At 60.2% G+C, this 13,844-nt stretch carries 14 protein-coding genes; 9 read left to right on the top strand and 5 right to left on the bottom strand.

The features are described 5' to 3' along the window. Positions 1-38 precede the first annotated feature (38 nt). Both ACIP66_RS03750 and ACIP66_RS03745 read right to left on the bottom strand, forming a co-directional pair. Positions 39-737 carry a cytochrome P460 family protein gene (locus ACIP66_RS03750; protein ID WP_400645541.1) on the bottom strand — a complete coding sequence of 233 codons (699 nt, stop codon included), beginning with the start codon at positions 735-737 and terminating at the stop codon, positions 39-41. 32 nt (positions 738-769) lie between these two features. Next, positions 770-1,102, bottom strand: coding sequence for a cupin domain-containing protein (locus tag ACIP66_RS03745; protein WP_400645539.1), 333 nt, complete (start codon positions 1,100-1,102; stop codon positions 770-772). A 221-nt stretch (positions 1,103-1,323) separates the two neighbouring features. On the opposite strand from ACIP66_RS03745, the gene ACIP66_RS03740 reads away from it, so the two are divergent. Both ACIP66_RS03740 and ACIP66_RS03735 read left to right on the top strand, forming a co-directional pair. Then, positions 1,324-2,094: a DUF2092 domain-containing protein gene (locus ACIP66_RS03740; RefSeq protein ID WP_159811807.1), complete on the top strand. Its 771-nt coding sequence runs from the start codon at positions 1,324-1,326 to the stop codon at positions 2,092-2,094. 1 nt (position 2,095) lies between these two features. After that, entirely contained in the window at positions 2,096-2,677 is a 582-nt protein-coding gene (locus ACIP66_RS03735) for a hypothetical protein (protein WP_159811806.1), read from the top strand. 272 nt (positions 2,678-2,949) lie between these two features. Here ACIP66_RS03735 and ACIP66_RS03730 read toward each other — a convergent pair whose 3' ends face one another. Continuing rightward, positions 2,950-3,612, bottom strand: coding sequence for a DUF3313 domain-containing protein (locus ACIP66_RS03730; RefSeq protein ID WP_400645536.1), 663 nt, complete (start codon positions 3,610-3,612; stop codon positions 2,950-2,952). Next, on the bottom strand, positions 3,612-3,926 hold the full coding sequence (locus ACIP66_RS03725; RefSeq protein ID WP_159811804.1) for a hypothetical protein: 315 nt from the start codon (positions 3,924-3,926) through the stop codon (positions 3,612-3,614). The genes ACIP66_RS03730 and ACIP66_RS03725 overlap by 1 nt, the downstream gene beginning before the upstream one ends. A gap of 147 nt (positions 3,927-4,073) precedes the next feature. Here ACIP66_RS03725 and ACIP66_RS03720 point away from each other — a divergent pair, with 147 nt between their 5' ends. After that, positions 4,074-4,796, top strand: a complete 723-nt coding sequence (locus ACIP66_RS03720; RefSeq protein WP_400645534.1) for a response regulator — start codon at positions 4,074-4,076, stop codon at positions 4,794-4,796. Continuing rightward, positions 4,793-6,139 carry an ATP-binding protein gene (locus tag ACIP66_RS03715; protein ID WP_400645531.1) on the top strand — a complete coding sequence of 449 codons (1,347 nt, stop codon included), beginning with the start codon at positions 4,793-4,795 and terminating at the stop codon, positions 6,137-6,139. The genes ACIP66_RS03720 and ACIP66_RS03715 overlap by 4 nt, the downstream gene beginning before the upstream one ends. On the opposite strand, the gene ACIP66_RS03710 is transcribed toward ACIP66_RS03715, so the two are convergent. Beyond that, positions 6,128-7,240, bottom strand: a complete 1,113-nt coding sequence (locus ACIP66_RS03710) for a GlxA family transcriptional regulator (RefSeq protein WP_400645529.1) — start codon at positions 7,238-7,240, stop codon at positions 6,128-6,130. The two genes, ACIP66_RS03715 and ACIP66_RS03710, sit on opposite strands and share 12 nt — an antisense overlap. Positions 7,241-7,287: 47 nt before the next feature. On the opposite strand from ACIP66_RS03710, the gene ACIP66_RS03705 reads away from it, so the two are divergent. The 5 genes from ACIP66_RS03705 (at position 7,288) to ACIP66_RS03685 (ending at position 13,840) form a co-directional block, all read left to right on the top strand. Next, a complete protein-coding gene (locus ACIP66_RS03705; protein WP_400645526.1) occupies positions 7,288-8,265 on the top strand; it encodes an ABC transporter substrate-binding protein in 978 nt (325 codons plus the stop codon). A 61-nt stretch (positions 8,266-8,326) separates the two neighbouring features. Then, positions 8,327-9,445: an aryl-sulfate sulfotransferase gene (locus tag ACIP66_RS03700; protein ID WP_212549498.1), complete on the top strand. Its 1,119-nt coding sequence runs from the start codon at positions 8,327-8,329 to the stop codon at positions 9,443-9,445. A gap of 123 nt (positions 9,446-9,568) precedes the next feature. Beyond that, positions 9,569-11,866 carry a TonB-dependent receptor gene (locus tag ACIP66_RS03695; RefSeq protein ID WP_400645524.1) on the top strand — a complete coding sequence of 766 codons (2,298 nt, stop codon included), beginning with the start codon at positions 9,569-9,571 and terminating at the stop codon, positions 11,864-11,866. 101 nt (positions 11,867-11,967) lie between these two features. Further along, positions 11,968-13,257 carry an NAD(P)/FAD-dependent oxidoreductase gene (locus ACIP66_RS03690; protein WP_400645522.1) on the top strand — a complete coding sequence of 430 codons (1,290 nt, stop codon included), beginning with the start codon at positions 11,968-11,970 and terminating at the stop codon, positions 13,255-13,257. Between the two features lie 25 nt (positions 13,258-13,282). Next, the gene (locus ACIP66_RS03685) at positions 13,283-13,840 is read left to right on the top strand and encodes a helix-turn-helix domain-containing protein (protein WP_053120121.1); all 558 of its coding nucleotides are present in this window, start codon (positions 13,283-13,285) and stop codon (positions 13,838-13,840) included. Positions 13,841-13,844 lie beyond the last annotated feature (4 nt).

Raw genomic sequence — 13,844 nt, 5'->3', positions numbered from 1 at the left:
TTCCTGCAAAGGGATGGAAGTGAAAGAGTGATCAGAGGTTATTGCTGCAAACCCAGGTGCAAATCACTGAAGACGAAGTCCCTGTCAGCGCGATTGGCGACATGGCACCCGGAGCACTGCTCCATCGGGCGCAGTTCTGCGGTTTTCGGGTAAGGCGTACCTTTCACCGGGCCGAAGCCGAAGTAACCCCAGTTGCCGGGGGCCTTGGGGAAGCGCTTGGCGTCCTTGACCATGTAGCCAGCACCGAAGTAGTACTGTTCGAAAACGCCTTTGCCATGCGTGGTCGCGCAGACACCGGTGACCTTGTCGCAGCTCTTGATTTCCTGAGGCCATTTTTTGCCCTGATTCATCGAACAAACGCCGGACGCAGCGTCACACTGATCGCTGAAACCTGACGCCGAGAAGTCTTTGAGCAGTTGCGTGCCATCAGGCCATTTGCCGGTTTTTTTGAACGCCGCCAAGGCCGACGGCTCGACATAGGTATTGCCGAACTGGGCGCCTTTGATGACGCTGCCATCGAGGATCGTGGTCTTGCCCGGCTCCTTGAAGTACGTGCCGATGTGGGTCCAGTTGCGATAGCCTTCCGGCAGTTTCACCACCGTATTGCTTTCAAATGTTGCTCTGGCGCTCGCGGCTACGCCCTCGGTCACAGAGGCAGCCGAACTGCCAGCGCTGAACGCTACGGCGAGCAAACAAGCGCTGAGATTGAGCAGACGAATTTCGGTTTTTTTATGCACGCCGACACTCCTTTTAAGTGAATGAGCCCCTGTCATTCGGGCTGGGCAAATTTCTCGATCAAATCCTGGCGCGGCGGCGTCCAAGTGGAAATCATCTCGCCGACCGGCGTCAGGCAGCGCATGTCGTGTTCGACGTTGGGCGCCACGCACACCGCTTGTCCCGGATACACCGGGAACTGTTCGTCACCGTTAGTCGCGATGAACTCGCCATTGATGACCACATTCACTTCTTCATTGGTGTGGTGATGAGTGCTGCCGAAGCCCTTGCCGGTAAACCAGAACCGCGCCGTCAACATGTGTTCGGAAATGCTGATGATCTGCAGGCTGACGTCGTCGTTGAGCTTGAATTTTTTGTAGGTTTTCACGGTGTTCCGCCTTGGTTCGAGTGGAGCTCTTGTAGAGTTTTTCGACGGTGAGGTGTTACAGACCTGCCTTGCAGGGAAAGGACGGGCGGCCATTGGCACTCTTGGGGATGGCGGTCTAGGCTCAGCTTTCCAGCGCGCGGGCAATGCTTGCCAACGCCGGGTATCCGAGCATTTGAATATCTTCCGGGAGCGACGGCCCGACCGGGCCAGGAGTGGGATCCATGAAAGCCGGAACACCTGTTTTGTGCCTGTTCTTCAGCCTGATCCTCAGCCCCGTGGTGCATGCCGACGATCCGCCGGCAACCGACGACAGCCCGCCGGTCAACCCGCAGGTGGTCGACAAGCTCATCGACATGGGCAATTACCTGCGCAGCCTGCCGAAGTTTCAGGTCGATGCCGATGTGTCGCGGGACACCGTTCTGGAGTCCGGGCAGAAAATCAAAACCGAGTCGTCCAATACCCTGAAGGTCGTCGGCCATGACCGCATGTACGCCAAAACCGAAGGCGACGTACGCACTCGCGAGTTTTTCTACAACGGCAAAAAACTCACTCAGTATTCGCCGTATCTCAAGTACTACACCACCGTCGATGCGCCGCCGAAGGTCGCCGAGGCGCTGCACATGATCGAGGATCACTACGGCGTGCAAGTGCCGATGGAAGATCTGTTTTTGTTCGGCAGCGACCAGTCGCAGATTGATGCGCTGAAAGCGGCGTTGTACGTCGGACCGTCGACGATTAAGGGGCAACTGTGCGATCACCTGGCGTTTCGGCAGGAGGGCATTGACTGGCAACTGTGGATCACCCGCTCCGACAAGCCGTTGCCGTGCAAACTGGTGATTACCACCACCGACGAAAAAAGCTCGCCTGAATACAGTGCCGTGTACCACTGGAATCTCAAACCGACGATTGCAGATTCGATCTTCACCTTCAAACCGGCCAAGGGCGACGTGGCGATCGCGATGAAGAAAGCCAGCGATCAGGGAGGGCAGTGACATGATCAAGTCAATGTCGTGGAGTTTGTGCATCTCACTGGCGACCGCTGCGCTGCTGACCGCCGGCCTGATCGCTGAAGCGGACGCCAGACCCATGCGCGCCCAAGGGCATGCGCGAGCATCGGTCAACCGCGCCCCTGCGCCGAATGTACATCGCGCGCAACGGATCAACCCGCCGCAGCGGGCGAATGTGAACGCCGGCAATCGGGCGCACGCGGGTAATCGGGTCAACTCGGGCAACCGGGTCAATGCCGGTAACAACGTCGGCAATCGCAATTACGTCAACAACAGCACACGCAATGTGAACGTCAATAACCACCGTGACGTCGACATCGACGTGGATGGCCATGGTCGCTACGGCTACGACGACCATTACCACCCGATAGCAACCGCCGCTGCTGTGACGGCCACCGTCGCGGTGACGGCGGCGGTAGTCGGTTCCATAATGACGCCTGCGCAAATGCCCAGCAGTTGTACGCAGGTCATCCGTTACAACGTCGCCTACATGCAATGCGGCTCAACCTGGTATCAACCGCAGTATCAGGGCAGCGACGTGACCTACGTGGTGGTCAACGCGCCATAACCCATGCAAGAGCAAGCGTGCCCGCAAAAAACCGCCGTCCCGATCAACCGGAACGACGGTTTTTTAGCAGAAGCCCCTTCAATCCCTGTAGGAGCTGCCGAAGGCTGCGATCTTTTGATCTTGCTATTAAAGATCAAAAGATCGCAGCCTTCGGCAGCTCCTACAGAGGTCAAAAACGTCTACTACTCGATGCAAATTGGGCAGGCCATTACGGCGAAGGGGCCGGTTCATTCAGCGTCGATGTTGAATGACCGGATGCGTTCGCGAGCAAGCTATTTATGGAGGGCGGTATAGGACTGGCTCAAATCACTGGCCCAGCCATCGAGCACCACTTTGATGTCATCGGCCTTGAGGATTTGCTTGTCATTGTCCAGCGGCACCCCGGTGCCTTTGCGCACGACTTCGGCAACCACTTCACCGGTCGAGCCATCCTCAAACGACACTTCGGTGCTGATTTCACTGTCCTGATCGCGGATCCCGGTGGCTGTGCTCACGCCAGCGGCGACCAGAGTCACCGGCAGCCATTCATAGAAGCGCAAACCCTGGGTGCTGGTGGCCACCCGGGTGATGGCGGGTCTGACAATTAACGTGTTCGGGCCGGGTTTGTTGACGATATGCAGCACCTTGCCCAATTCGAGCCTGAGCGCCGCGTCGTAGTAATCGGTGACGCCGGCCAGCGTGCTGAGGGGTATCCGTTCAGTCGGGACGGCGCTGGGGTAAAACTGGCTCGGCGCCAGATAGACCTGGGTATAGCGCGCTCTGGCCAACGCCGGGCTGACCCAACTCAGCACCGGTTGACCCGAAGGCGAGTGGCGCTCCGTCAGCACGCTGTAGCTCTGCAGAAATCCGCTTTTCGGTTCAACTTTGTTATTGCTGCAGGCTGACAGACTCAGGGTGGTCGCCATGACCAGCGAGAGTGAGCGAATGCGCATCATCAACGTGCTTCCTTTTGGTGAGACGGGGTGTTGTCCGAGCACTCGATGTGCAGATGACCGTGGCTCATGACCCACTCGATAAGGTCCGCGGTAGAAATGCTGTGAACGTACTCAACCCAGTGCGCATTGGTCGGGCTGAAGTGCTCGAAATAACGACGCAGGACGACCCGGGTCTGATCGTTGGAAACCCCCAGGCATGACTCCTGAAAAACGATCGGCGTATCGTGGCCCAGCGCGGCGGTGCGCTGGCTCAGAATCAATGGGCGATTGGCGGTGTGGCTTTTGCTGTTATGGCCGCTGTTGAAATCCATCATGCAAACCCTTTGGATTGGAATGCGCACAGGGTGCCCGAGGGTTTTTGCCATACGATGTCCGCTTGATGTCGCTCCGGACGAAATGTTGCTCGATTGAAATAAATGACCCGCAGCGGCAAATGGCTTTAGATTGGCGGCTTTCGGTCCATGGATTTTGTACCCGTGAGCAAATTGCTGTTCGTCGACGATGACGTGGAAATCCTCTCCTTGTTGAAGAAGTTCTTCACCCAGCACGGCTATGACGTCGATGTTGCCGAGAACGGTGAAGCGATGTGGGCGGCGATTGCGCTGGGGCGTCCGGACACGCTCATTCTCGACGTGATGATGCCCGGCGAAGGCGGCCTGAGCCTGTGCCAGAAAGTGCGGGCGCAGATGGGCATTCCGATCATCATGCTCACGGCGATGGCCGAGTTGAGCGATCGCATCGTCGGCCTCGAACTCGGCGCCGATGACTACCTGACCAAACCGTTCGCCCCGCAGGAATTGCTTGCTCGTGTCCGCGCATTGCAACGCCGCGCCGGTGAACAGGCCAGTCCGGTTGAGCCGTCGCGACCGGTAATTGCCTTTGCCGGTTGGCATCTGGACATCACTTGCCGCGAATTGCGCTCACCCGAAAACGTGATGATTCCGCTGTCCGGCGGCGAGTTCGATCTGTTGGTGGTGTTCCTCGATCATCCGCAACGCATCCTCACGCGCGAACAATTGATCGACCTGACTCACGGCCAAGGACATGACGCTTTCGACCGCAGCATTGATGTCCAGGTCAGCCGTTTGCGCCGCAAGATAGAGCCCGACTGCAAGCGTCCGGATCTGATCCGAACGGTGCGCAATGGCGGCTATATGTTCACTGCCAAGGTCAGCCGCACGTGATCGGGCGGCTACTGCGCGGCGACACGCTGCGGCGACGCATTGCCCTGACCATCGTCGCGGCGATGCTCGCATCGGTGGCGTTGAATGCTTTGTTTATTCAAGTCGCCGGCATCTGGGCGCGTCCGCCCATCGAGCGTACCGGGCTGCTCGAGCAGATCGCCGTCACCTCGCGGCTGATCGAGGTCGCGCCCGCTGACTTGCGCCCGCAACTGGCGCAAGCCGCCAGCAGCGACATGCTGCAAGTCGTGTGGAAGGCGCAGCGCGCCGATTTTGGTTTGCCCAACGACGGCGCCCGCGTTGAAGCGAGTCGGGTGCCGGTGCTGGAACAGTTGTTGGGGGGTGATCGAAACATCGAGGCGTTCAACCCCGGCGACTGGACGCGGGACAATCCTCAGGCGCATTACGCCGCGCTGGTGCAATTGGTCGATGGCAGCTGGTTGTCATTCACCCCGCCTGAAAGGAGTTGGGGCCTGGAAATCGGCACGCGGATCGCGATCATCATCGCCTTGGGATTGATCGCCACGTTCCTTGTCGCCTGGGTCGCTACCCGCCAATTGGCTAATCCACTACAACGCTTTGCCACTGCCGCGAGACGCTTCGGCACCGACTTGCGCGCACCGCCGATCAAGGTCGAAGGGCCTCACGAGATCCGCCAGGCCATCGTCGCCTTCAACACCATGCAGGCGCAGATTCAGCATTTCATTGCCGAGCGCACGCACATGCTCGCTTCGATTTCCCACGACTTGCGTGCGCCACTGACGCGCATGCGTCTGCGCAGCGAATTCATGGAAGACCTCGACCATCAGCGCAAACTGATCCGTGATGTCGAAGAGATGCAATCGATGATCAACGCGGCGCTGGAGTTCTTCCGCGAAGACACCCATCGCGAGGCGACAACGGCGTTCGATCTGTCGGAGTTGCTGCAAACCATCGTCGACGACTATCGCGACCAACACATTGATGTCGACTTCGACGGTCCGGCGCATCTGGTTTACAACGGCCGGCCGCTGGGCATCAAACGAGTGATCGTCAATCTGCTGGAAAACGCCGTGAAGTACGCGCGCAATCCGCGCATCACTTTGAGCCGTAATGATTACGCAATTCGCATCGAGGTCAGCGATGAAGGGCCGGGCATTCCGGAAGAGGCGCTGGAAAAGGTCTTCGACCCGTTCTTCCGTCTGGAGACTTCGCGCAACCGCAGCACCGGTGGCGTCGGCCTCGGACTGTCGGCGGCGCGAGCGATCATACGGGAGCAGGGCGGTGATCTGACGTTGCGCAATCAGCGCCGCAAAGGTTTGGTGGCGCGCGTCGAGCTGGCCGTTGCGCCGACGCTATTGGGCTAACCACTCCAGCGCGATGCCGACGCGGGAGGATTGCCGGCGATCTAACGGCTCAGGTGCGTCGGTCTGGTTGCGATAGCCATTCGGGCTCGTAGCGAGATGCTTCTGGAAGGTGCGGCGCATGCGTTCCTCGCGACCAAAACCGACGGTTTCGGCGATTCGCTTGATCGGTTCATGGCTGGTTTTCAGCAATCGGCAGGCCGCCTCAAGACGCAATTGTTCGACCGCTTGCTCCGGTGTCTGCCCGGTCGCGGCGACATAGGCGCGGGCGAAGTGCCGAGGACTCATGCCGAATTGCTCGGCCAGTCGTTCCACGCGTAAATCTTCGTTGAGGTGCCCGGCAATCCACGCGTGCAGACGCGCCACACGCACGTCCGGATCGGTGCGCAAGGCACTCGATTGCGCATTGAGTGACGCGCTTAGCTGCGGTTGTTCCGCGCCGCGCCAGAGGAACACCGTGAAATAACGCGCCAGTGACAACGCCGCTTGCGCGCCCAAATCCTGTTCAACCAGCCCCAATGCCAAATCAATGCCCGCCGTCGCGCCGCCACACGTCCACAGATTGCCGTCGTGCAGGTACAGCGCGTCGGTCTGGCAGCGCACCGCCGGATAACGCGCCTGCAATTCAGCGGCGAATTTCCAGTGCGTCACCACTTGGCGCCCGTCGAGCAATCCGGCAGCCGCGAGGGCAAAGGTGCCGGTGCCAATCGAGCAGAGCCGGCGGATGTTTGCAGAGCGACCCCGCAACCAGTCGCAAGCACGTTCGTCAGCCTCAAGTGCCGCCATGCCCGGGCCGCCGGCGACAATCAACGTGTCGATCTGCGGCGCCATTTGATCGATTTGCTCAAGCGAGCACGTACTCACGCTGATCCCCGAAATCGACATCACCTGCCCACCCTGCGCCGAAGCGATCAACAGTCGGTAGGGCGGGCTGCCGATGAACGCTCCGCCGAGCACGCGCGGGATCGCCGCAAAAACCTCCAGTGGCCCGGCCGCGTTGAGTAGCAGCAAATCATCGAACGCCAACACCACCACGGTACGCACGGGCTGCGCGGCGATGTCCGGGATGGCAGGAAAGGAGGGGTGTTTGGCATGGAGCGGCACGGCGGGCCTCGACATACTGAATTCAACGCAAAAATGAGAGCACGACAATGCCGGTAAAACCTTCTGCTGCCAAGCCATCGCTCACTCTGAAAGCGCTGTTGTGCTGCGCTGCGTTGTTGATCGCACATCCGCTTTGGGCGGCGAACGACGGGCTGAAAGTCGGTGACCAGAGCGGTTTGACTCAGGCGCTGCTGCACGCCGCCGGCGAGGACGAGGGCATCACGTATTCGCTGTCGTGGCATCCATTCCTGGCCGGCACGACGATGCTTGAAGCACTGAGTGCCGGGGCCATCGACGTCGGTGTGGTCGGCAATGCGCCGCCGGTATTCGCTCAGGCCGGCGGCTACGATGTGCGCATCGTTGGTGTGGCCAGTGGCGCGCAGAACAACAATGCGCTGCTGGTGCCGGAAGGCTCCACCGTCACGGAAGTCGCCGATCTCAAGGGTCAACGCGTGGCCGTGGCCAAAGGCAGTAGCGGCCATTACCTTTTACTCGCGGCCCTGCAGCGTGCCGGGCTGACGCCTCGTGATGTGAACATTGCTTACGTCAGCCCGGTGGATGCGCAAAACGCTTTCGCCAGCGGCAAACTCGATGGCTGGGCGGTGTGGTATCCGTTTGTGGGGCAGGCCACTTCGCGCGGTGCCCGCGTGTTGGTCGACGGCAGTGGCTGGCCGGAAACAGGTCTGAACTTCACCGTCGCCGGCCTGCAAACCCTGAACGACTCGCAGCGGGCAGCGCAACTCGGCGACCTGCTGAGCAGATTTGCCCGCGCTCAGGCTTGGGCCACCGCGCATCCACAAGCGTGGGCCGAGGTATTCGCGCAGACCACGCGCCTGCCGGTCGCGCTGGTGCAAGAGATGCTCGCGCATCAGGATCTGCGTTATGTGCCGATTGAAAAAACCGTCATCGATTCGCAGCAGCATCTGGCCGACATGTTCGCCGCCGAGCGCTTGATTCCGCGACCGCTGCAGGTCGAGCAAATCTTCGACGACCGCTTTAACCGCTTGCTGCCCAACCCTCAATAACCCTTTGAACTGACCGTGCCGCGTTGCTCGCGGCCGGGATTCACTCGCCTGGAGAAAAGCCATGCCTCAACTGCATCCCACCACACTCAAACGTCGTAAAACCGGCCTCATCGCCGTCGATCACACCCGTAGCGCCGGCGGCTATACGCTGTTCGCACCGCAAACGGCGGACGGCAATGTGTTCCTCATCGACCTCGATGGCGAAGTCGTGCACCGCTGGAAACTCCCGCAACGCCCCGGTCGCGACGCGGTGATCTTGCGCAACGGCAACCTCGGCTACAACGGCAATCACCCGGATTCGCCAGATCTGTTTCCGGGCTGGTCGGTGTGGCACGGCGGCGCGTTCAGCGAAGTCACTCCGGACGGCGAAGTGGTCTGGCAGCACACCGATCTGCTTCATCACCACGATGCGCAATGGCTGGATAACGGCCATCTGCTCTACACCACCGCCGAGCCGTTGCCGCCGGAACTGGCGAAACGCGTGGTCGGCGGCATTCCCGGTAGCGAGGCGCCGGGCGGGGTGATTTATGCCGACGTGGTCAAGGAAGTCGATCGCCAAGGCAACACGGTGTGGGAATGGCGCAGCTGGGAACACCTGCAACCGGAAGACTATCCGCTGCACGAAGCCTTCGAGCGGCATCACTGGCCAATGACCAACGCGGTGACGCCGGGCCGTGACGGCAAGGTGATTCTCAGCCTGCGCAGCGTGTCTTCGGTGATCGCCGTGCAGCGCGGCAGCGGCGAGGTGTTGTGGCGTTTGGGCCACGATTTGGTCGCCCAGCAACATTGCCCGAGCGAACTGGAAAACGGCAACGTGCTGGTGTTCGACAACGGCATCTTCCGCCCGCACGTGAGCATGCCGCACTCGCGCATCCTCGAAATCAATCCGTCGACTCAGCGCATCGAATGGCAATACGCCGACACCCCGGGCTATGCGTTTTTCACCCCGTTCATGGGCGGCGCGCAGCGGTTGCATAACGGCAACACGCTGGTCACTGAGGCCAACTTCGGTCGGTTGTTTGAAGTGACGCCAGCCGGCGATGTGGTCTGGGAATACGTCAATCCACACTTCGCCACGTACCCCGATGCCGCCTCGCGCCGTTATCTGCCGGGCGAAAACAACGCGATCTTCCGTGCTCACCGCTATCAACGCGAAGACCTGCCATGGCTGCGTGACTGATCACCCATAAACCTCAAACCCAAACCTTAACCTCAACCGCAACGATCACGCTCACGCAGGCCACGCGCAGCGAAGTATCGATTCCTCTCAAAGAGCTGCGTGATGCAGCTCCAGGAACCACCGATGAATCTTCTTTATTCGCGCAATTTTTCTGCGACCGCTCTGGGCTTGTGTTCGTTAATGCCGCTGCTGCCGGCGATCGCCAATGATTTACCCGGCAACAGCGATGTCTTGCAAACGGTAACGGTCGAGTCCCGTCGTCGTAGCGAAGACGCGCAACAAGTGCCCACGGCAATGAGCGTGCTCGGCGCGCAAACCCTTGAGGAACAACGTCTGTATCGCCTGCAGGATTTGCAGCAGGCGATGCCGAGCGTCAACGTCGCGTTTATGCACGCTCGGCAGTCGAGCCTGTCGATTCGTGGCTTGGGCAACAATCCGGCGAGCGATGGTCTGGAAGGCAGCGCCGGGATCTATCTGGACAACGTCTATCTCGGCCGCCCCGGCATGGCCGTGTTCGACTTGCTCGATGTCGAGCAGATCGAATTGCTGCGCGGCCCGCAAGGCACCTTGTTCGGCAAGAACACCACGGCGGGCGTGCTCAACATCACCACGCGTCGCCCCTCAGCGACACCGCAAGGCACCCTCGCGACGTCGGTCGGCGAGGACGGTTACTCGCAGACTCAAGCGAGTTTTTCCGGGCCGTTGAATGACACGCTCACCGGGCGCATCGCCGCTTACAAGACTCATGAAAACGGCTACGTGAAAAACGAGTACGACGGCCATGAACTCGGCGGCGGCATGCGCCAAGGTGTTCGTGGGCAACTGGAGTTTCAGCCCAACGAGGATTTCAATCTGCGCTGGCTGGCCGATTATCATGAGGAAGATTCCAGCGCTGGCACGCGTTCGCTGTTCAGCACCGGGCCGGTGATCAACGGCGTCAACCGTTACCAACAGCGTGCAGCGGCGGTCGGGGCGACGCTGGTGGACGGCCGTCGGGTCAATCTGGATGCCGATCAGAACGTCACGGTGTTTCAGGGCGGCACCTCGCTGGAAGCCAACTGGAATCTGGCCGGGGATTACACACTGACCTCGATCAGCGCCTATCGCTGGTGGGATTTCACCCCGCGCAATGATGATGAGCTGAACGTCGACGTGATGCACAACGTCGGGCAATCCGCGCGCGACAAACAATATTCGCAAGAGATTCGTCTGGCCTCACCGGTGGGTGAACATTTCGACTACGTGCTCGGCGCCTATTACTTCCGCCAGGAAATGAGCAACACAGTGTTCACCGATTACGGCCCGTTGGCGGACACGTGGAACGGTACCCCGCAGGGCGCGCTGAACAACGTCACCAGCGTCGGCCATGGCGATGTCGACACCGACAGTTACGCCACGTTTGCCCAAGGCACCTGGCACTTGACGCCAACCCTGGATTTCAGCCTGGGCGTGCGCGGCACCTATGAACGCAAACTCGCAGAGGTCACCCGCAACGTGCCGCTCGGTGGCGATGCGGCCAGCGCCGCTGCATTGCGCGTCAGAGATGCGAGGGTCGGTGCTTACGATTCCGGCGACTTGAGCCTCTACAGTTTCAGCCCCTCGGCGCTGGCCAGTCTGGCCTGGCATGTCAGTGATCAAGTGCTGGCGTACGGCTCGTTGTCGCACGGCGAGAAATCCGGCGGCGTCAATCTCGGCGTGGCCAGCGCCCCCGTCGCAGGTGCCGACTCGTTGTTGATCGGCAGCGAACGCGCCAACGACGCCGAACTGGGCATCAAAACCACGCTGCTCGACCAGCGCTTGCTGCTCAATGCCAATCTGTTCTGGACGGTGGTGCATGGCTACCAGACCAACGCTTACGACGATGTCTCGCTCACCAGCTATTTGACCAACGCCGGCACGGTGCGCAGTCGAGGACTGGAACTCGACAGCAGTTGGCGGCCAATGTCGGGCCTGACGATCAACGCCAACGGCTCGTTCAACGATGTGCGTTACCTGTCTTACGATGATGCACCGTGTCCCGCCGAAGTGGCTTTGCGCCCCGGCGCCCCGGCATCCTGCGACCTCAGTGGCCACGCGGTGGTGGGCGCGTCGAAATGGATCTTCAACACCAGCGCCAGTTATCAATGGAATCTGCAGGACGGCCTGCAACCCTACGTCAACGGCAACTACGCCTGGCGCTCGCATGCAGTCGGCACCGTTGATGATTCCAGTGAAGCGCAGTTGCCGGGTTATGGACTGGTCAACCTGTCCACCGGCGTGCGCGGTGATTGGGGCAAGGCTCAGTGGGACGTGTCGTTGTGGTTGAAAAATGCCTTCGACAAGACTTACTACACCACGCTGTGGAATTCACCGAATGGTGCTTATACCGGGGTGTTGGGCACGCCGAGGACGCTGGGGATGACGGCGCGTTACGATTTTTGATCATTAAACATCTGTGTTTTCACACTGCCGATGTTGCTTGCGTGAAATTAGTTCTGTAGATTTTCATGAAATTATAAAAAGATAATTTCATGAGGTCGCGAATGTTTCAGCAATCCACGCAGCACGTCGACAGCTATTACGCCCACAGTTGCGCCGATATTTTGCGTGAGCGACCTGCGCTGGAAGGCGAGCAGCACACCGACGTCGTCATCATTGGCGCCGGTTTCAGTGGGTTGCACACCGCGTTGCGTCTGGCCTTGGCCGGTAAACGCGTGACTTTGCTGGAAGCCAGTCGGGTGGCGTGGGCGGCTTCGGGGCGTAATGGCGGGCAGGCGATTCTTGGCTGGTCGTGCGACATGCCGCCGCTGGAAGCCGCGCTCGGCCATGAACGCGCCAAACGTCTGTGGGACGGTATGCGCTGGGCGGCGCAGGAGTTGCGTGAATTGCCGGGGCGTCATGGTTTTGATTGCGACTACCGGCCCGGCCATTTGTGGACGTCTGTGATGCCGCGCCGGGTTGGCTTGCTGACCGAATGGCAACACGAGGCCAGCCACAAATGGGGCCACGATGCTTTGCGGTTCATTGCGCGTGAACAGTTGCCCGAGTGGGTGGCCAGCGAGCGATATCAAGCCGGGCTCTATGACCCGGAAGGCGCACACCTCAATCCTTTGAAACTGGCCCTCGGCCTTGCCGCCGCGATAGAACGTGCCGGCGGCCACATCTACGAACAAAGCAAAGCGCTGAGTTATCAGGAGGAGGGCGCAGGTTTTCGGGTCAACACTGCGCGCGGATCAGTTCGCGCTGATGTGTTGATCCTTGCCTGCAACGCTTATCTCGATGAACTCGATCCACAACTGGCCGCCTGCATTTTGCCGGTCGGCACTTATCAGGTCGCCACCGCGACGTTGACGCCGGAGCAAGCCACGGCATTGCTGCCGAGCAACGTCTGCGTGACCGACAACCAATTCGTCCTCGATTATTTCCGCCGCACACCGGACAACCGTTTGTTGTTCGGCGGTGGCTGCACCTATCTGGGCGGCATGCCCAAGGATATTGCGGCGGCCACTCGGCCGTTTCTGCAGCGAGTGTTCCCGCAACTCAAAGGCGTCGAGGTGGAATTTGCCTGGGGCGGCCATATCGATCTGACGTTGAAGCGCACGCCGGATGTCGGCAGCGAGGGCAACCGCTATTGGCTTCAGGGTTACTCGGGGCACGGCGTGTTGCCGACACTGGCCGCCGCCCGCGCGGTGTCCGATGCGATCCTCGGTCAGAGCGATGAATTGGCGTTGTACCAAGGCCTGAGCAACGGTCGTTTCCCCGGCGGTAAACATTTTGCCGCGCCGCTGGAAGCCATCGGCAAGGCCTGGTATCGACTGCGTGACAGCGTCTGATGCGTCACTTTCCGGAAGTTGAATCATGAACAAGCAAGAAGAAATCGCCGCACTGGCGATCCTCATCCATGACCTGCGCAAGCACAAGAAGTGGACGCTGAAAGAGCTGGCCGACAAGATCGGCCGCTCGGTGGGTTTTCTCTCGCAGGTCGAGCGCGGCCTGTCGCGGCCAACCGTGGCAGACCTCACCGCGATCAGCGAAACCTTTGGCGTGCCGACCACGTATTTCTACAGTTTGCCCAAGCCTAAAGAGCTGCCGTGGGTCACGCGCCCGGACGAGCGCCGCACGTTGTATTACGCCAACGGCATCACCGACATTCTGGTGTCGCCGCAGATGCGCGCCTCGTTCTCCATGCTTGAAAGTCATCTGGAAGCGGGCGCCAGCAGCGGCGATCGGCATATGACGGACAGCTCGGAGCAGGGCGGTTACGTGCTCGAAGGCGAGTTGACGCTGTGGCTGGGCGACGACGAAGAGCCGGCAACGCTCAAGGCTGGCGACAGTTTCCAGTTCGACAGCCACACCGTTTGCCGCTACGGCAATCTCACCGATCAGCTCACACGCGTGCTGTGGGTCTACACCTGATAAC

Origin of the sequence: Pseudomonas sp. NPDC088429 (genome assembly GCF_044753305.1) — a bacterium.
GTDB lineage: Bacteria > Pseudomonadota > Gammaproteobacteria > Pseudomonadales > Pseudomonadaceae > Aquipseudomonas > Aquipseudomonas rustica.
Note: the sequence above shows the minus strand (reverse complement) of the source record. Positions and strands in the feature narration are given on the sequence as shown.

Excerpts from the sequence above, each read along its gene's own strand:
- ACIP66_RS03740 (WP_159811807.1), top strand. The coding sequence starts at position 1,324 with ATGAAAGCCGGAACACCTGTTTTGTGCCTGTTCTTCAGCCTGATCCTC.
- ACIP66_RS03735 (WP_159811806.1), top strand. The coding sequence starts at position 2,096 with ATGATCAAGTCAATGTCGTGGAGTTTGTGCATCTCACTGGCGACCGCT.
- ACIP66_RS03730 (WP_400645536.1), bottom strand. The coding sequence starts at position 3,612 with ATGATGCGCATTCGCTCACTCTCGCTGGTCATGGCGACCACCCTGAGT.
- ACIP66_RS03725 (WP_159811804.1), bottom strand. The coding sequence starts at position 3,926 with ATGATGGATTTCAACAGCGGCCATAACAGCAAAAGCCACACCGCCAAT.
- ACIP66_RS03720 (WP_400645534.1), top strand. The coding sequence starts at position 4,074 with ATGGATTTTGTACCCGTGAGCAAATTGCTGTTCGTCGACGATGACGTG.
- ACIP66_RS03705 (WP_400645526.1), top strand. The coding sequence starts at position 7,288 with ATGCCGGTAAAACCTTCTGCTGCCAAGCCATCGCTCACTCTGAAAGCG.
- ACIP66_RS03700 (WP_212549498.1), top strand. The coding sequence starts at position 8,327 with ATGCCTCAACTGCATCCCACCACACTCAAACGTCGTAAAACCGGCCTC.
- ACIP66_RS03695 (WP_400645524.1), top strand. The coding sequence starts at position 9,569 with ATGAATCTTCTTTATTCGCGCAATTTTTCTGCGACCGCTCTGGGCTTG.
- ACIP66_RS03690 (WP_400645522.1), top strand. The coding sequence starts at position 11,968 with ATGTTTCAGCAATCCACGCAGCACGTCGACAGCTATTACGCCCACAGT.
- ACIP66_RS03685 (WP_053120121.1), top strand. The coding sequence starts at position 13,283 with ATGAACAAGCAAGAAGAAATCGCCGCACTGGCGATCCTCATCCATGAC.